The 16,325-nt window shown below is 67.5% G+C and carries 18 protein-coding genes; 5 read left to right on the top strand and 13 right to left on the bottom strand.

Translation table 11 applies throughout. The annotated features are described in order from the left end of the window. Positions 1–81 precede the first annotated feature (81 nt). The 5 genes from R3E10_00450 to cysK all read left to right on the top strand — a co-directional run bounded on the left by R3E10_00450 (position 82) and on the right by cysK (position 4,619). Entirely contained in the window at positions 82–402 is a 321-nt protein-coding gene (locus R3E10_00450; protein MEZ4414201.1) for a response regulator, read from the top strand. Next, complete coding sequence (locus tag R3E10_00445) at positions 371–1,444, top strand: sugar phosphate nucleotidyltransferase (protein ID MEZ4414200.1); 1,074 nt, start codon at positions 371–373, stop codon at positions 1,442–1,444. Before R3E10_00450 ends, R3E10_00445 begins: the two co-directional genes overlap by 32 nt. Beyond that, positions 1,441–2,667, top strand: a complete 1,227-nt coding sequence (locus R3E10_00440; GenBank protein MEZ4414199.1) for a putative sugar nucleotidyl transferase — start codon at positions 1,441–1,443, stop codon at positions 2,665–2,667. The genes R3E10_00445 and R3E10_00440 overlap by 4 nt, the downstream gene beginning before the upstream one ends. Next, positions 2,664–3,482 carry an MBL fold metallo-hydrolase gene (locus R3E10_00435; protein ID MEZ4414198.1) on the top strand — a complete coding sequence of 273 codons (819 nt, stop codon included), beginning with the start codon at positions 2,664–2,666 and terminating at the stop codon, positions 3,480–3,482. The genes R3E10_00440 and R3E10_00435 overlap by 4 nt, the downstream gene beginning before the upstream one ends. Before the next feature lie 138 nt (positions 3,483–3,620). After that, complete coding sequence (cysK, locus tag R3E10_00430; GenBank protein MEZ4414197.1) at positions 3,621–4,619, top strand: cysteine synthase A; 999 nt, start codon at positions 3,621–3,623, stop codon at positions 4,617–4,619. A 142-nt stretch (positions 4,620–4,761) separates the two neighbouring features. On the opposite strand, the gene rseP is transcribed toward cysK, so the two are convergent. The 13 genes from rseP to R3E10_00365 form a co-directional block, all read right to left on the bottom strand. Beyond that, positions 4,762–6,126 (bottom strand): RIP metalloprotease RseP, encoded by a 1,365-nt coding sequence (rseP, locus tag R3E10_00425; protein ID MEZ4414196.1) that lies wholly within the window; start codon positions 6,124–6,126, stop codon positions 4,762–4,764. Further along, the gene (gene dxr / locus R3E10_00420) at positions 6,123–7,274 is read right to left on the bottom strand and encodes a 1-deoxy-D-xylulose-5-phosphate reductoisomerase (protein ID MEZ4414195.1); all 1,152 of its coding nucleotides are present in this window, start codon (positions 7,272–7,274) and stop codon (positions 6,123–6,125) included. Before dxr ends, rseP begins: the two co-directional genes overlap by 4 nt. Then, the gene (locus R3E10_00415) at positions 7,271–8,131 is read right to left on the bottom strand and encodes a phosphatidate cytidylyltransferase (GenBank protein MEZ4414194.1); all 861 of its coding nucleotides are present in this window, start codon (positions 8,129–8,131) and stop codon (positions 7,271–7,273) included. The genes dxr and R3E10_00415 overlap by 4 nt, the downstream gene beginning before the upstream one ends. 2 nt (positions 8,132–8,133) lie before the next feature. Next, positions 8,134–8,874: a polyprenyl diphosphate synthase gene (gene uppS / locus R3E10_00410; protein ID MEZ4414193.1), complete on the bottom strand. Its 741-nt coding sequence runs from the start codon at positions 8,872–8,874 to the stop codon at positions 8,134–8,136. A 35-nt stretch (positions 8,875–8,909) separates the two neighbouring features. Further along, the gene (gene frr, locus R3E10_00405) at positions 8,910–9,431 is read right to left on the bottom strand and encodes a ribosome recycling factor (protein MEZ4414192.1); all 522 of its coding nucleotides are present in this window, start codon (positions 9,429–9,431) and stop codon (positions 8,910–8,912) included. 67 nt (positions 9,432–9,498) lie between these two features. Next, on the bottom strand, positions 9,499–10,218 hold the full coding sequence (pyrH, locus tag R3E10_00400; protein ID MEZ4414191.1) for a UMP kinase: 720 nt from the start codon (positions 10,216–10,218) through the stop codon (positions 9,499–9,501). 17 nt (positions 10,219–10,235) lie between these two features. Continuing rightward, positions 10,236–10,841, bottom strand: coding sequence for a translation elongation factor Ts (gene tsf, locus R3E10_00395; GenBank protein ID MEZ4414190.1), 606 nt, complete (start codon positions 10,839–10,841; stop codon positions 10,236–10,238). A 129-nt stretch (positions 10,842–10,970) separates the two neighbouring features. Beyond that, the gene (gene rpsB, locus R3E10_00390; protein ID MEZ4414189.1) at positions 10,971–11,894 is read right to left on the bottom strand and encodes a 30S ribosomal protein S2; all 924 of its coding nucleotides are present in this window, start codon (positions 11,892–11,894) and stop codon (positions 10,971–10,973) included. 26 nt (positions 11,895–11,920) lie between these two features. Next, positions 11,921–12,325, bottom strand: coding sequence for a 30S ribosomal protein S9 (gene rpsI, locus R3E10_00385; GenBank protein MEZ4414188.1), 405 nt, complete (start codon positions 12,323–12,325; stop codon positions 11,921–11,923). Positions 12,326–12,330: 5 nt separating this feature from the next. After that, positions 12,331–12,774, bottom strand: coding sequence for a 50S ribosomal protein L13 (rplM, locus tag R3E10_00380; protein MEZ4414187.1), 444 nt, complete (start codon positions 12,772–12,774; stop codon positions 12,331–12,333). Positions 12,775–12,927: 153 nt separating this feature from the next. After that, the gene (locus R3E10_00375) at positions 12,928–13,779 is read right to left on the bottom strand and encodes an RNA polymerase sigma factor RpoD/SigA (protein ID MEZ4414186.1); all 852 of its coding nucleotides are present in this window, start codon (positions 13,777–13,779) and stop codon (positions 12,928–12,930) included. Between the two features lie 280 nt (positions 13,780–14,059). Next, positions 14,060–14,758 (bottom strand): signal peptidase I, encoded by a 699-nt coding sequence (lepB, locus tag R3E10_00370; GenBank protein MEZ4414185.1) that lies wholly within the window; start codon positions 14,756–14,758, stop codon positions 14,060–14,062. 79 nt (positions 14,759–14,837) lie between these two features. Then, positions 14,838–16,313: an aldehyde dehydrogenase family protein gene (locus R3E10_00365; GenBank protein MEZ4414184.1), complete on the bottom strand. Its 1,476-nt coding sequence runs from the start codon at positions 16,311–16,313 to the stop codon at positions 14,838–14,840. Positions 16,314–16,325 lie beyond the last annotated feature (12 nt).

Below are 16,325 nucleotides of genomic sequence, written 5' to 3'. Positions count from 1 at the left end.
GCGATGCCCGAAGCCTCTCCGTCCGCCGCGCCTCGGGCGCGATTGCTCGTCGCCGACGACGAGCCCCACATCCGACGGATCTTGACCACGTTGCTCGAGGCCTCGGACTTCACCGTGGACGCCGTTTCCGACGGGACGGCCGCCCTGGAATTGCTGGCGGGCTCGGTCGGGTATGACCTCATCCTCCTGGACATCATGATGCCGGGGGCCACCGGTCTGGAAGTGCTCGAGCAGCTCCGCGCCATGCCCACTCGCGCGGCCACGCCGGTCATGATCCTGACCGCGAAAGGACAGGACGCGGACCGGGAGCGGGCCTTCTCTCTGGGGGCCTCGGACTTCGTGACCAAACCCTTCAGCCCGAAGAAGCTCCTTGCCCGCATCGACCAGCTCCTCCACGGCTGATCTCTGGGTCCTGATCCTGGCGGGCGGGGTCGGTTCCCGCTTCTGGCCGGTCAGCACGCCGGCGCGGCCCAAGCAACTTCTTCCCCTGGGGAGCGAACGGCCCCTCATCGTCGACACGGTCGAGCGCCTCGATGGCCTCGTCCCCCTGGATCGCGTCCGCGTACTCACGGGTGCCGCCCTGGTGGCTCCCATTCGGGCGGCCACCGGGCTCCCGGAATCCTGCTTTCTGGTCGAACCCGCGGCCCGGGGCACCTGCCCGGTCCTGGCCTGGGCCGCCTGGACCATCGAACGGGACCACCCAGGGGCTGTGCTCGCCTCCATTCACGCGGACCACGTCATCGAGCCGGCGGACGCCTTCCGCGCGCTGCTGGCCGATAGCGCCCGGGCGGCCTGCGAGCGCGGGCTGCTCCTCACCACGGCCGTCTCGCCGACGCGACCGGAGACGGGATACGGCTACATCGAGCCCGGCGACGTCCTGGGCACGTACGGGTCCGCCGAACTGCGGCGCGTCCGACGCTTCGTCGAGAAGCCGGATCATGAGACCGCCGGGCGCTACATCCAGGACGGCTTCCTCTGGAATAGCGGGATCTTCATCTGGAGCGCGCGCACGTTCCTCGACGAGCTGACGCAGACGGCACCGGAGGTGGCTTCCGAGCTGAGTCGACTGGAGGTGGGTGACGTGGACGGCTTCTTCAAGCACGTGCCGGTGTGCACGGTCGATGAGGCCGTTCTGGAGCGCAGCAAGCGCGTCGGAACCGTCCCGGCCACGTACGCATGGGACGATGTGGGCGCCTGGGAAGCCTTGAGTCGCACCCGCCGTCCGGACGCGCACGGCAACATCGCGGTTGGCGATGCCTTCTCCGTCGACGCGCATGGAAACATCGTCTTCAGCGAAGAAGGACCAGTGGTGCTCTTCGGGGTCGACGACCTGGTGGTCGTGCGCAGCGGAGCGCTCACGTTCGTGACCAGTCGAGCGCGGAGCCCCCACCTCAAGGACCTGCTGGCCCGCTTGCCCTCCTCCCTGGGCGGCAGCGCCCCATGAAGCTCTATCTCTTCGACGATCGCGAGGCCCGGGCCTTCCAGCCTTTCGCCCCCACTCGTCCGGTCGGGGAGCTCCTGTACGGGAACGCCACGCTACGGGCGCGGAGCGAACGCGTGCTCGGACGCGCGTGCAGCGGTCATTGGGCCGGTGAAGAAATGGTGGGCTTCTCCGAGGTGGGGGCTCCTCGTGGCCTTCGCTTCTCGGATCTGGAGACACCCTGCCTCCTGCTCTGTAGCCGGGTCGTTCTCGACACGTCCTCCCCCGAAGCATGGGAGCCCACGCCGGGCCTGACGCCTCTCGAGGTGGGTGGACGCCTTGCGGGCTGGAGGGTGGGACCGGACACGAAGGTGCCTGCACCGGCATCCCTGGCGGACCTGGAACCAGCCCCGAGCGCCGGGGCCCCGATCCAGCTCCGCGGCGGGTGGATCGAGAACCCCTGGTCCCTGATGTCGGGGAACGTCGAACGACTCGAGCGGGACCTGGCCCAGGGACACGTGTCCCCGCCCTCCGCCGACCCCGTGGGCGTGCATCGCATGGGGAGTCACGCGCTCATCGTCGCTCCCGATGTCGTGATCGAGCCGGGCGTGGTCTTCGACACCCGCCACGGCCCCATCCACATCGAGCCGGGCGTCGAGCTCCGAGCCCACCTGCGCCTGGCAGGCCCCGCTTTCGTGGGACGCGGGAGCGTGCTCTTCGGCGGCACCATCGGTGCCTGCTCCATCGGACCCGTGTGCAAGGTCCGGGGGGAGGTCGAGGAGTCGGTGGTGCTCGGCTACAGCAACAAGGCGCACGACGGCTTTCTGGGGCACGCGTATCTGGGGCGGTGGGTCAACCTGGGGGCCGGAACCACCAACAGCGACCTCAAGAACAACTACGGACCCGTGCGCGTGCGCCTCTCCGACGGGGTGCACGATACGGGGCTGACCAAGGTCGGGTGCTTCCTGGGAGACCATGTGAAGACCGGCATCGGCACGATGCTCAACACCGGTACCGTGGTGGGCGCCGGCTCGAACCTCTTCGGCGGTACGATGCCTCCGACCTGGGTTCCCCCGTTCTCCTGGGGGAGCGGTGACGCGCTCACGGAGTACCGCTTCGACAAGTTCCTGGAGGTCGCTCGCATCGTCCACGTCCGGCGGGGACTGGAGCTGTCCGCCGACATGGCCGAGGTACTGCGACGGGCCTGGACCACCTCCGCGGCCCAGCGGTCGGGGGCCGCGACGTGAAGGTCGCCGTGCTGGGTACCGGGTCCCGCGGGAACGCCACACTCGTGGAAGCCGGGGGCACGCGACTCCTCGTCGACGTCGGCTTCAGTGCGCGCGAGATCGAGCGAAGACTCGACACCCTGGGCGTGGCGCCCGAGAGCCTCGACGGGATCGTCGTCTCGCACGATCACTCCGATCACACCCGTGGGCTTTCCTTTGCCCGTCGCTACGATCTGGACGTCCACCTCACCGAAGGGACCTGGAGGGCAGCGCGCCGGCATCTGCGGGGAAGCGAACGGGTGAGGCCCTATCGGTCGGGCGTCCCCTTCGAGATCGGTCGCATTCGCATCGAACCGTTCGCGACCATCCACGATGCGGCCGATCCGGTGGGGCTGGCACTCGTCGATCTCGACACCGGGCTCCGGGTCGGGATCGCCACTGATCTGGGACGCCCCACCGCCCAGATCCGCCACGCGCTCTCCGGCTCGAACTTCCTGGTGCTCGAGGCCAACCACGACGAAGCCATGTTGCATGCCGGGCCCTACCCGTGGTCGGTGAAGTCGCGGATCGCCTCCAGCCACGGGCACCTCTCCAATCATGCAGCAGCGCGCTTCGCCTGCGAGCTGCTGCACGACGATCTGGCAGGCATCCTCCTCGCGCACCTCTCCGTCGAGTGCAACGACCCGCAGCTGGCCCTGCGCGTGGTCGGCTCCGCCCTGACCAAGGCCGGCTACGACGGGTTGCTGGAAGTGGCGGTGCAGGACGAGCCCTCGACGTTGTTCGATCTCGTCGATCTCAAGGCTCGGCGGGCCCCCGCCCAGTACTCCCTGTTCTGATCCGCCCACCCCCGCCGCACGGTCGGGGGGAGCATCGTGGGCGTTCATCCGGGGGCCGTGGTCCCTCGTGAGCCCCCGGGCGAGCCGTCTACGCCTTTCTCACGTGGCACGGTAGAATCCACGAACCCGACGGAACCCATGAACACGATCGACTTCCCATCGCGCGAGGCCTCGACCATGACCAGTGACCGCCCCGGCCGCGGACGGATCTACGACGACATCACACAGACGATCGGCGACACACCGCTCGTCCGCGCCCCCAAGCTCTCGGCTGAGCAAGGTGCCCGCGCAGACGTTCTCTTGAAGCTGGAGTTCTTCAACCCCATCGCCTCCGTGAAGGACCGCATCGGCGTCGCCATGATCGATGCACTCGAACGGGAGGGAACGCTGAAGCCCGACTCCACGATCGTGGAGCCCACGTCCGGCAACACCGGCATCGCCCTCGCGTTCGTCTGTGCCGCCCGGGGATACCGCTGCATCCTCACGATGCCGGAGACCATGTCGATCGAGCGCCGCAAGATGCTGGCACTGCTGGGGGCTGAGGTGGTGCTCACACCCAAGGAGCAGGGCATCAACGGGGCGTTGGCCCAAGCAGAAGCGCTCCTGAACGAGATCCCGGGCGCTGTACGACCCATGCAGTTCGACAACCCCGCCAACCCGGAGATCCATCGCCACACCACGGCCGAAGAGATCTGGAACGACACCGACGGGAAGGTGGACGTCGTCGTCTCTGGCGTCGGCACAGGGGGCACCCTGACCGGGTGTGGCGAGGTCTTGAAGGCGAGGCGCCCGGGTCTGCGCATGGTTGCGGTGGAGCCGACCGTCAGTCCGGTGCTGTCGGGAGGCCAGCCCGGCCCCGGCAACCAGATCCAGGGGATCGGCGCCGGATTCGTCCCCACGGTCCTCGACACCGACCTCATCGACGAGGTGGTGCCGGTGAGCAACGAGGATGCGCTCACGATGGCGCGGGCCGTGGCCCGTCGTGACGGCATCCCGGTCGGCATCTCCGGCGGGGCCGCCCTGGTCGCGACCTATGCCATCGCGCGCCGGCCGGAGATGGAAGGCAAGACCATCGTGACGATCATCCCTTCGTTCGCGGAGCGCTACATCTCCACGGTGCTCTTCGAAGGGATCTAGCGGGTCGCCGTTTTCAGCGACGAGCAACAAAGCCACACGCGTCGGAAGCAAGGTGGCCCATCCGACGAAGGAACGGCCGTTCGGGAGGCAGATCCCGAACGGCCGTCTTCGTCATGACACGCAGGCGTCCGACTTCGGTGACTCAGAAGTTGAAGAAGCGTCGGATGTCGTTCGAAAGCGCGAAGATCATGAGCCCCATGACGATCACCAGACCCACCTGACTGAGGCGGGCACGTTGTTCCACAGAGAGCGCCCTGCCCCGCACGGCCTCGACCAGGAGGAAGAGCAGGTGGCCACCGTCGAGAATCGGGATGGGGAGCAGGTTCAACACGGCGAGGTTGATGGAGAACAACGCCATGAAATCGAGGAAGGGGGCGAAACCCAGGCGTGCCGCCTGACCGGACATCTCGGCGATGGCACCGATGCTTCCCACGGAGCTGGCGGGCACATTGCCGGTAAACAGGTCTTTCAGGAAACCGAAGATGAAGCCGGTAACCTGGGCCGTCTCCCGTGCACCCTGCTTCACCGCGCCCACCGGACCCACGCGCTCGTAGCGGATCGGAACCCGGTCATCCGGAGAGCTGATGCCGATCCGCCCCACGGTGACCGTCTCCCCGGTGCGGGGATCGGTCGCTTCGGTCGGCTCGGGCGTGACCGTGCGGATCAACGTGCCTCCGCCGCCCCGCTCGATCTCCAGCTCGAGCGGCGTGCCGGGATGGCGCTCGACGGCCCGGACCAACTGCGTCCAGGTCGCGACCGCGGTTCCATCCACGGCGACGATCTCGTCGCCCGCTTCCAGGCCGCCTCGCGCCGCAGGTGATCCAGCCGACACGGCGCCGACTGCAGCAGGCATCCAGAGCGTGAGCGCGGAGGCCACGCGGAGCCGCTGCTCCGGGTTGTCCGGGAGCTCTACCTCGATCCGCTGCGCGGGTGCTTCGGTCACGAAGGCCACGCGGCCGGACTCGGCCAGCAGCGCCTCCGGAATATCGCTCCAGGATGCCAGGGCGCGGTCGCCGATGCGCACCAACTCCGCCCCGACCGGCAGAGCGGCAAGCGCTTCGGTCCCGGGCGGCAGGGCCGCGACGTCGACATCCCCCACGCGGCGGCTATCGATGCGCTGGTTGCCCCAGAATCCCGCGATCGCGGTGTAGACCAGGAACGCGAAGATGAAATTGAAGATCACACCAGCGGAGATGACCAATACGCGGGCCCAGATCGGCTTGGCGTCGTAGTCACGCGCCCCCGGCGGCTTCGACTCGGCGCTGGCGCCGCCTTCGAGACGCTCCATCACCTCATCGTCCATCCCCCCCATCTTCACGTACCCGCCCAGCGGGATCCAACTCAGCACATACTCCGTCTCGCCGCGCTGGAAGCCGTACATCCGAGGTCCCAAGCCGATCGAAAAGCGCTCGACCCGGATGTCGACCGCCTTCGCCGCCAGGAAGTGTCCCAGCTCGTGCACGAAGATCAGCACCCCGAGCAGGATGACCGTGGACAACAGCGTCATCGGCGAGCCCCCCCGACGCGCGTGCGTGCTTCGATGCGCTCCTCGGCAATGCGCCGGGCCTCGCCGTCGACGGCGCTCAGACCCTCGGGATCGGAAACGGAGCGGGAACCGACCCCCGCCAGGGTTTCTTCCACGATCTGCGCCATTTCCGGGAAGGAGATGCGCTCCGACAGGAAGGCGGCGACTGCAACCTCGTTGGCCGCGTTGTAGACCGCCGGAGCGGCCCCGCCTGCCTCGCCGGCCCGAACACCGAGGCCGAACAACGGGAACGCCTGGTGATCGACCTCCTCGAACGTGAGCGGGGACATGCGCACGGGGTCGAAGGTGCGCAACTCGGCGTCGGCGACGCGTTCGGGGTGGCTCAATGCGATCAAGATGGGGAGCTCCATGGTCGGGTATCCGAGCTGCGCGAGGACCGAGCCATCCCTGAACTCGACGAAGCTGTGTACGATCGACTGGGGGTGCACCACGACGCCGATGCGGCCGAAGTCGATGCCATATAGGAAGTGGGCCTCGATCACCTCGAGTGCCTTGTTGGCCAGGGTAGCCGAGTCGATGGTGATCTTCGCGCCCATGCTCCAGGTCGGGTGCCGCAGCGCTTCCGCAGGCGTGACGTCGCGGAGGGAGCTCGCGGTTCTTCCCCGAAAGGGCCCCCCGGATGCCGTCAGCACGAGGCGCGCCACGTCCTGCGGGTCGTACCCACTCAGGCACTGCAGGATCGCGGAGTGCTCAGAGTCGATCGGGACGAGCTGGCCCCGTCCCTCGGCCAGGGCGCGCATGACCAGATCCCCGCCGGCGACCAGGGACTCCTTGTTGGCCAGCGCCAGCCGCTTGCCTGCCCTCAGGGTCCGCAGGGTCGGCTCCAGGCCGGCGAAGCCCACGACCGCATTGACGACCACGTCCACGTCCGATCGCTCACAGAGCGCCGCCATGGCGTCCGCTCCCCGGCCCCAACCCGGCTCGCCCCGACCCTCCTCGGCGAGCACCACCGTCTGCGGCCGATGTCGCTGCGCCTGCTCCCGCAGTCGATCGACCGAAGAGCGCGCCGCGAGCGCGGTGACCGCAAAGCGCTCGGGATGGCGTTCCACCACTCGCAGCGTGCTCTCCCCGATGGAACCGGTCGACCCGAGCAGCGCGACCCTCCTCACCCCAACCCCCAAAGCCGGAACAAGCCGTAGGCGACCGGAACGGTGAAGAAGATGGCGTCGAAGCGATCGAGCAGCCCGCCGTGCCCCGGGAGCAACGTACCCGAGTCCTTTACGCCGGCCTCGCGCTTGAGAACGGACTCGGCCAGATCTCCGATCTGTCCCACCGCACCCAGCACAACGGCGATCAGGATGGCCGCCCCCACCGAGACGGCTGGCTCCCAGCGCTGCAGGGCGAATCCGGCGAACAGTCCGCCCGCCGCCGCCGAGCCCGCCAGCCCAGCCAGTGCTCCCTCCACCGTCTTCTTGGGGCTCACCTTGGGAGCCAGCTTGTGGCGACCCCAGGCACGCCCCCCGAAATACGCGAAGGTGTCTCCGATCCAGGTGACGAGCAGGGGGAAGATCAACAGGGCCGCGCCCGCCAAGGGCTCTCCGCCCGCCAGGCCACGCAGCAGACCCGCGAAGGAAAGCGTGCCTCCCGTGTAGACGACACCGGTCAGTGTGGAGGTAATGGCCTCGAAGGGACGCCCTTCCACCCCTCGCAGGAACACGGCCGCGCCCGCTACGCCCAGGAAGAGCAACACCACGCCGCTCCAGATCGGCAGCAACAGCCTTTCGGCCGAACCGCTGTACAGCAGGGGCGTCGCGGCGAGCAGGCCCGCCGCCAGCATTCCGGGCCCGGCGAACGGGGCCGCGCCCCGTGCCCGCGCCAACCCGAAGAACTCGTGGGCGGAGCCCACCGCCACCGCCCCCAAGACCAGTCCGAGCGGCCAGCCACCCAGGGCGATGACCCAGATGCCGAAGGGCACCCCAACGGCCGCGACGGCGACTCGTCGCGCGAGATCCCCCGCCGCAGCCATGGCTACCGCGCGCTGACCCTGCCGAAACGGCGTTCGCGACGCTGGTAGTCCAGCACCGCTGCGAAGAGGTCCTCGCGGGTGAAGTCCGGCCAGAGAACGGACGTGATGTGCATCTCCGTGTAGGCCATCTGCCAAAGCATGAAGTTGCTGATGCGGATCTCGCCCGACGTGCGAATCAGGAGATCGGGATCGGGAAGGCCGACTGTGAAGAGCTCGGACTCGATGACGTCTTCGTCGATCTCCTCGCTGCGCAGTTCACCGCTGGCTACGCGTTCGGAGATGCGCCGGAAGGCTCGGACCAACTCCTCCCTGCCGCTGTACGAAATCATCAGATTGAGTCGCAGTTGGGTGCCCCCGCGCGTTGCGGCGACGATGCCCTGCACAGCCTTGCGCGTCACTCCGTCGACGCGGTCGATCTCCCCCAACACATGAACCTCGACGCCCTGCTTGCGCAGCTCGCGCTGTTCCTTCTGGGCGTACATCCGCAAGATCGACATCAGCGCACTGATCTCGCGCCGGGGCCGCTGCCAGTTCTCGGTCGAGAACGCGAAGAGCGTGAGGACACGGATCCCCGCTTCGACCGCGCCTTCGATGACCTCTCGCACGGCCCGCATGCCCGCGCGATGTCCCTCGTGGCGCGGCAGACCGCGGGCGGCCGCCCAGCGCCCGTTGCCGTCCATGATGATGGCCACGTGCTCCGGGACGACCCCGTTTAGGCGGATCTCCTCGAGAGACTGGGACATAGCGCGACGCGGCAGAGCCAGGAACGAACCCTGGCTCAGACCTGCATGATCTCCTTCTCCTTGTGGGCCAACAGCTCGTCGATCTCGCGGACATACTCGTCCGTGAGCTTCTGGATCTGTTCCAGGAGCCGGTGCGCCTCATCTTCCCCGATCTCGTGCTCCTTGAGTCGGACCTTTACTTCATCGTTGGCCTTGTGCCTGGCGTGCCGGACGGAGACCCGTCCTTCCTCGGCCATCTTGTGCAGCAGCTTCGCGAATTCCTTGCGGCGCTCTTCGTTGAGCGGCGGGATCGGAATCCGGATCACCGAGCCATCGTTGGAGGGATTGAGTCCGAGGTCGGCGGTCTGGATCGCTCGCTCGATGTTCCCGATGACGGATCGGTCGAACGGCGTCACCACGAGCATGGAGGCGTCGGGCGTGGAGACGGTCGCGACCTGGTTGACCGGCATCTTGGCCCCGTAGGCGTCGACCCGCACGGTGTCGAGGAGCGCGGGCGTGGCCTTCCCGGTCCGCACCGTAGCGAATTCCCGGCGCATGGCGTCCAGCGCCTCTTCCATCTGCCGCTCTGCTTCCTTGACCGTGGGCACGGCTACACTCTCTCCGCTGTTCGCGCTCCCGCGCAGTTCACGACACGAGGGTCCCGATCCGCTGTCCCCGGACCGCGCGCCCCACCGAGCCGGGGTCGTCCAGGTCGAGGACGATGATCGGCAGACCGTTCTCCTTGCACAGCGACACCGCTGGGGCGTCCATCACCGCCAGTTCGCGCTGCACCACCTCCTGGAAGGAGATGGCCGGAATGAACTCGGCCGTCGGATCCTTGACGGGATCGGCTGTATAGACGCCCTTCACCTTCGTGGCCTTGATGACCACGTCGGCATTCATCTCGATGGCTCTGAGGACCGCCGCGGTGTCCGTCGAAAAATATGGGTTGCCCGTGCCGCCGGCGAAAATCACCACCCGGTGCTTCTCGAGATGGCGCAGCGCCCGCCGCCGGATGTAGGGCTCGGCGAGCTGATCCATGCGGATGGCGGTCATCACCCGAGTATCGACCCCCTTGCGCTCCAGGAGATCCTGGAGCGCAAGAGCGTTGATGATGGTGGCGAGCATACCCATGTAGTCGGCGGAGACGCGGTCCATGCCACGCTCGGAGGCCTGGGCGCCCCGTACGATGTTGCCCCCCCCGATCACCAGCGCGAGCGCCACTCCCATCGCGTGGAGCGCCAGGACCTCTTCGGTGATCTGGTCGACGATCGGAGGGTCGATCCCGAAGCCCTTCGCGCCGGCCAGTGCCTCTCCGGAAAGCTTGAGCAGGACCCTCCCGTACTTGAGCGGCTCGGTGCCCATGGCGCCGGCGCTGCCGGTCAACGTGCGCCGACCTGGAACCGCGCGAAGCGAGCCACCTCGATCTTCTCGCCCGTCTTGGCCGAGACATCGGTGATCAGCTGCGCGATGGTCCGGTCGGGATCCTTCACGAAGGGCTGGCTCAGCAACGCGTTCTCTTCAAAGAACTTGCGAAGCTTTCCCTCAACGATCTTCTCCTGGACCTGGGGCGGCTTCCCCTCGGTCCGGACCTGCTCCTGGTAGACCTGCCGTTCCCGCTCGACGATGTCCGCAGCGATGTCCTCCGGACTCACGGCGATCGGGTTGGCCGCCGCGATGTGCGTGGCCAGATCCTTGGCCAGGGCCTTGAAGTCGTCGGTATTGGCAACGAAGTCCGTTTCGCAATTCACTTCAACGATCACCGCGGTGCGGTTGTCGAAGTGGATGTAGGCCCCGATGGTGCCTTCGTTCGCGGACTTGTCCGCGCGCTTTGCTGCCTTGGCCGCGCCCTTCGCGCGCAGCAGGTCGATGGCCGCCTCCAGGTCGCCCTTCGTCTCGGTCAGCGCCTTCTTGCACTCCATCATCCCCGCTCCGGTACGGTCCCGGAGAGCCTTCACGTCCTGCGCGGAGATCTGCATCGTCGTCATCAGCTCGGTTCTTGGGTGTGACCCAGTTCAGGTGATCGGCAAAAAGAAAGGCGGTGGCCATCGAAACGAGGTCGGCCGCCGCCTTGCACAACTGGATCGTGGCCAGGCCACGATCGCGCTCGGCGAGCGCTACTCCTCGCCGGCAGCGTCGTCTCCGGAAGAATCTCCGTCGGCGCCACCAGCGGCGACCTCTACGCCCTCCTCACCGCCCTCACCCGTCTTGAGGTGCTGGGCGATCACGTCCGGACGCGGCCGGCGGCGCCGACGCACGCGGCGCCGGGGGCGCTCCTCCACGTCAGTGGTCTCGCCGGTCTCAGTCGAGTAGGTCGTGGTCTCGAATTCGTCCGGCCGCCGCATCTCTTCTTCCGGCACCTCGCGGCGCGTGGCCTCGATCACATCGGCGATCGCCTTGGCGATGAGGCTCACGGAACGGATGGCGTCATCGTTGCCGGGGATCGGATAGTCGATCAGGTCCGGATCGGAGTTCGTGTCCGCGATCGCGATGACGGGAATTCCCAGGCGATGGGCTTCCCGTACCGCGATCAGCTCGCGCTTCGCATCCACCACGAAGATGGCGCCGGGCAAGCGGCCCATGTCCTTCACGCCGGAGAGGTACTTCTCGAGCTTCTGCCGCTCCCGTTCGAGCAGGAGACGCTCCTTCTTCGTATAGAACTCGAAGCGGTTCTCTTCCTGGCCCCGTTCGAGCTCACGGAGGCGACGGATCTGCTTCCGGATCGTCTGGAAGTTCGTCAGCATCCCTCCGAGCCAACGCTCGGTGACCCAGTGCGCTCCGCTACGGGACGCCTCGGCCTCGACGATGCCGCGCAGCTGCTTCTTCGTGCAAACGAAGAGGACGCGCTCGCCCTTCAGGGTTACCTGGCGTACCGCTTCCTGGGCCGCGTGCAAGCGATCCAGTGTCTTGCGGAGGTCGATGATGTGGATGCCGTGGCGTTCCGTGAAGATGAACTTGCGCATCTTCGGGTTCCAACGACGGGTCTGATGCCCGAAGTGGACGCCCGCCTCCAACATCTCGTTGAGTCCGATCTGCTGCATGCCCCGACCTGAGAGATCTGGTGAGCTTAGCGCTTGCTGAACTGGAACCGCTTACGTGCCTTGGGACGACCCGGCTTCTTCCGCTCGACCGCGCGTGGATCGCGCGTCAGCAAGCCACGCACGCGCAGCTTGGGACGCAACTCCTCGTCCACACGAGCCAGCGCACGGGCGAGGCCCATGCGTACCGCATCCGCCTGACCGGACAGCCCACCACCACGCACGCGCACGCGCACGTCGTAGCGCCCCTGGAGCTCGGTGACATCGAGGGGCTCCTCCACCCGCTTCTGGTGGCTTTCCCGCGGAAAATACTCGGCGAGGCCCCTACCGTTGATCCACCAGGTGCCGGCGCCAGGCCTGAGGAGCACACGAGCGACGGCCGTCTTGCGGCGTCCGACGGTCTGAATGAGTTCGGGCGTCTTGGTCGCTGCCATTACAGTCAGTTACCCCGTCCGGGGAGGTTCAACGGTTTCGGATCCTGCCCGTCGTGGGGATGATCGTCGCCGGGGTAGACGCGGAGCTTCTTCCGCATGGCCCGACCCAGCGCGTTCTTCGGCAACATGCCCTTGACCGCCAGCTCGATCACACGCTCCGGATGCCGCTCCAACATGGTCCGGAACGGGATGAAGCGCTCGCCACCCATGTAGCCGGAGTGCCTGAAGTACTGCTTGCTGTCGGCTTTGTTGCCGGTCAGCCGCACTCTGGACGCGTTGATCACGACGACGTGGTCACCTGTGTCCAGGAAGGGCGTATACTGCGGCTTGTGCTTGCCACGCAGGACACGCGCGACCTCCGTAGCCAGACGGCCGAGCGGCTGGTCGGCCGCGTCGACCACCCACCACGCTCGTTGGATGTCGCCTTTCCGGGGTGTATAGGTCTTCATCGCAGACGGAAAAGGGCTGAAATGATATAGCTTTTTAAGCTAGTCCGGGGCCTGAGGGGTGTCAACGCTCTACCGACGGCTCCGAACTGGCCCTCCCAGCTCGGCCGGCCGACGGGCCCGTCATCCCGGCGGCCGCAGGGGCGGCGCCCCCCCCTAGTCGCGGAATCCGGCCAGGAAGCGGGCACGGGACGCGTGACGGAGGCGGCCCAGGGCTTTCTCCTTGATCTGGCGGACTCGCTCACGGGTTACCCCGAGCTGGGCCCCGATCTGCTCCAGCGTCAGGGCGTCCTGGCCGTCCAGCCCGTAGTAGAGCCGCAGGACCTTGGCCTCCCTGGCATCGATGCTGGCCAGGGCCCGTTCCAACTGGCTGCGTAGTGCCTGTTCGTAGAGGCTCTCGTCGGCAGGTCCCTGGAGCCGGTCGGGGAGCCGGTCCCCCAGAACCACCGTATCCTCCCCGTCGGACGCTCCGGCGGCGTCCAGCGACAGGTGGGGCCGGGCAACCGTGTAGTGCTCCTCGACCTCCCGCGGCTCGAGCCCCAGGTCGGCCGCGAGCTCGAGGGCGGTGACCTCCCGGCCCAGTTCCTGGGCCAGCGTCGCGCCCCGCCGCGCGATGCGGAAGAAGGTCCCGGCCCGGTTGATCGGCATGCGAACGATCCGCGCCTGCTCGGCCAGCGCCCGCAGGATCGCCTGGCGAATCCACCAGACGGCATAGCTGATGAACTTGATGCCCCGGGACTCGTCGAACCGAACAGCAGCCCGCAAAAGCCCCAGGTTGCCCTCGTTGATGAGATCGGCCAGGGGCACACCCTGGTTCTGGTAGCGCTTGGCGATCGCGACCACGAAGCGGAGGTTGGCTCGCACCAAGCCCTCCAGCGCGCGATCGTCGCCCGCCCTGATGGCGCGGGCCAGCCGCGCTTCCTCGTTCTGGTCGATCAGCGGAAACGCGCTGATCTCGAGCAAATAGCGATCGAGCGATCGCTCCCCCGGAACCTTCGGCGACTGCATCACCCTCCCCCACATCCGAACCCAGGGCGTGGGGGTACACCCAGATTCGGTCTCGATCATCGAACCGGTGCCCGGCCCTCGCGGCCGGGCGACGACCGCTGCGGGCCGGTGACGAAGCCGGCCCACGTTCTACGAAATGAGGCCCCGGCGCCAACCGCGCAAGCCACTCCCCGGTGGGCACATGAGAGGGCCGGGGGCCGTGGCGTCCGGACGTGAGTGCACCCGGTGGCTGAGGGCCGTGTGACTGCGAATGCGGGGTCCCCGCCTGTGCGGGGCCTCCCTAGTCCACCCGCGTCCCGATCCTGTCCCAGCGAACCCCCTCCCACCACGGCAGATTCACAGGTGTCGCTCCGAAGTCCAGGGAGTAGTAGACGCGCCAGGGTCGCCCAACCAGCGCCTCACGAGGGACGAAGCCCCAATAGCGGGAGTCCTCGCTGTTGTCCCGATTATCTCCCAGCACGAAGTACGCTCCGGCAGGGACACGGAGGGGTCCCCAGTTGTCGCGGGTGGGCCGGTAGGTCGCCGACGGCGTCCGCACGAGATAGTCCTCCTGCCACTCGACCCCGGGGAGGATCGCGTCCCGGTGGGGATCGAGGATCCGGACGTAGGGCTCGTCCACGGGCTCGCCGTTTCGAAAGACACGCTTGTGGCGCATCTCGATGATGTCGCCGGGGCCGGCCATCAGCCGTTTCACGTAGTTCTTCGAGGGATCGTGCGGGGCCAGGAACACGATCACCTCCCCCAGTCGCGGCTCGCGCAGAGCCGGCAGACGAAGGTGGGTGCCCGGAATCTCACTGCCGTACAGCGCCTTGTTCACGAGAAGGAAGTCCCCGACCAACAGGGTCCCTTCCATGGAGGCCGTAGGGATCTTGAAGGCATCCACCAGGAACAGGCGCGTGGCCAGAAGCACCACCAGCACCACAGCGGCGGTGCGGAACCACTCCCAGACCACAGCCGCTGCGCCTCTTGCCCCCCTCATCCACCCCTCCCTGCCCCAGCCCCGCGGGGCGGCCCGGTCCGGCGCGCAGCGCCGACGACTCGGGTGGCCGTCCTGCGCGCTAGTAATTGTCGATCTGCGCCCGCTGCAAGCGACCCGAGTAGTCGATGTAGCAGACCTTGGTCTCGGAGTAGAAGTCGTAGACCTCCCACCCACCTTCGCGGTGGCCGTTACCCGTCTGCTTTACACCGCCGAAGGGCAGATGAGCCTCCGCCCCGATCGTCGGTGCGTTGATGTACGTGATGCCGTTGTCCAGCTCGTTCAGGGCGCGGAAGGCCGTGCGTACGTCGGTGGTGTAGACGGAGCTCGAAAGGCCGTAGACGACCTCGTTGTTGATCCGGATCGCGTCGTCGAAGTCGCGGAAAGTCATGACGCTCAGCAGCGGTCCAAAGATCTCCTCGGTCGCGAGGCGGCTCCCCGGGGTGACCGCCCGCGCGATGGTGGGCTCGAAGAAGAAGCCCTCTCCCGAGGACGCGGGTCGCCCCCCGCCGAGGACCAGCTCCGCTTCAGCGCGCGCGATCTCCACGTAGCGCTCGACCTTCAGGCGGGCGTCCTCGTGGATGAGGGGACCGACCTCCGTCGCCGGATCGAGACCGTCCCCGAGTCGGAGCCGCGAGGCCCGGTCGGCCAGCCGTTCCAGGAACTCGCGCTCGATGGACTCGTGCAAAAGGAGACGCGAGGTGGCCGTGCAGCGCTGCCCCGTGGTGCCGAAGGCCCCCCAGAGCACGCCGTCGAGGGCCAGGTCGAGATCGGCGTCGGGGAGCACGATCTGCGCGTTCTTCCCACCCATCTCCAGCGATAGGCGCTTGTGCATCCGTCCGCAGGTCTCGCCGATCCGACTTCCGGTCGCAGTGGATCCGGTGAAGGAGATGACGGGAATCTCGGGATCCCGCACGATCGCGTCTCCCACTTCCTCCCCGAAGCCGTGGAGCAGCTGGATCACCTCGGGCGGCAATCCCGCCTCCAGCAGGATCTCCACGAAGAGCGCGCCCGTGTGCGGCACATCCTCGGCGGGCTTGAAGATGACGCTGTTCCCGCATAGAAGCGCCGGGAAGATCTTCCAGGTCGGTATGGCCATCGGGAAGTTGAACGGTGTGATCATTCCACACACACCGATGGGCCGGCGGATGCTCATCGCCCACTTGTCCGGCAGCTCGGAGGGGACCGTGTGCCCGAAGAGACGACGACCCTCGGTCGCCGCGTAGTAGGCCGTATCGATCCCCTCCTGGACATCCCCTCGCGTCTCGGCCAGCACCTTCCCCATCTCGCGAGTCGCGGCCGCGGCGATCTCGTCCTTGCGAGCGGTCATCAGATCGCCGGCCCGGCGCATGACGTCTCCGCGGGCGGGCGCCGGCGTCCTCCGCCAGATCTCGAAGCCACGGCGCGCGGATTCGACCGCCCTGCGCACGTCCTCCGGACCGGATCGGGGAAACCGACCGATGAGGTCGGAGGGGCGAGCGGGATTGCGGTTCTCGAACCAGGAGCCGGTGGACGGATCCGTCCAGCTTCCCGCGACGAAGTTCTGAAACGTCTTCATGGCTGCGTTGGG

The sequence above is a fragment of the Gemmatimonadota bacterium genome (assembly GCA_041390105.1).
Lineage (GTDB): Bacteria > Gemmatimonadota > Gemmatimonadetes > Longimicrobiales > Gaopeijiaceae > JAGQIF01.
Note: the sequence above shows the minus strand (reverse complement) of the source record. Positions and strands in the feature narration are given on the sequence as shown.

Coding starts and splice junctions, on each gene's coding strand:
- tsf (MEZ4414190.1), bottom strand. CDS start 10,841: ATGACGACGATGCAGATCTCCGCGCAGGACGTGAAGGCTCTCCGGGAC.
- rpsB (MEZ4414189.1), bottom strand. CDS start 11,894: ATGCAGCAGATCGGACTCAACGAGATGTTGGAGGCGGGCGTCCACTTC.
- rplM (MEZ4414187.1), bottom strand. CDS start 12,774: ATGAAGACCTATACACCCCGGAAAGGCGACATCCAACGAGCGTGGTGG.
- rseP (MEZ4414196.1), bottom strand. CDS start 6,126: ATGACGCTGTTGTCCACGGTCATCCTGCTCGGGGTGCTGATCTTCGTG.
- lepB (MEZ4414185.1), bottom strand. CDS start 14,758: ATGAGGGGGGCAAGAGGCGCAGCGGCTGTGGTCTGGGAGTGGTTCCGC.
- pyrH (MEZ4414191.1), bottom strand. CDS start 10,218: ATGGGCACCGAGCCGCTCAAGTACGGGAGGGTCCTGCTCAAGCTTTCC.
- R3E10_00365 (MEZ4414184.1), bottom strand. CDS start 16,313: ATGAAGACGTTTCAGAACTTCGTCGCGGGAAGCTGGACGGATCCGTCC.
- uppS (MEZ4414193.1), bottom strand. CDS start 8,874: ATGTCCCAGTCTCTCGAGGAGATCCGCCTAAACGGGGTCGTCCCGGAG.
- R3E10_00440 (MEZ4414199.1), top strand. CDS start 1,441: ATGAAGCTCTATCTCTTCGACGATCGCGAGGCCCGGGCCTTCCAGCCT.
- R3E10_00415 (MEZ4414194.1), bottom strand. CDS start 8,131: ATGGCTGCGGCGGGGGATCTCGCGCGACGAGTCGCCGTCGCGGCCGTT.
- cysK (MEZ4414197.1), top strand. CDS start 3,621: ATGAACACGATCGACTTCCCATCGCGCGAGGCCTCGACCATGACCAGT.
- R3E10_00375 (MEZ4414186.1), bottom strand. CDS start 13,779: ATGCAGTCGCCGAAGGTTCCGGGGGAGCGATCGCTCGATCGCTATTTG.
- rpsI (MEZ4414188.1), bottom strand. CDS start 12,325: ATGGCAGCGACCAAGACGCCCGAACTCATTCAGACCGTCGGACGCCGC.
- frr (MEZ4414192.1), bottom strand. CDS start 9,431: ATGGAAGAGGCGCTGGACGCCATGCGCCGGGAATTCGCTACGGTGCGG.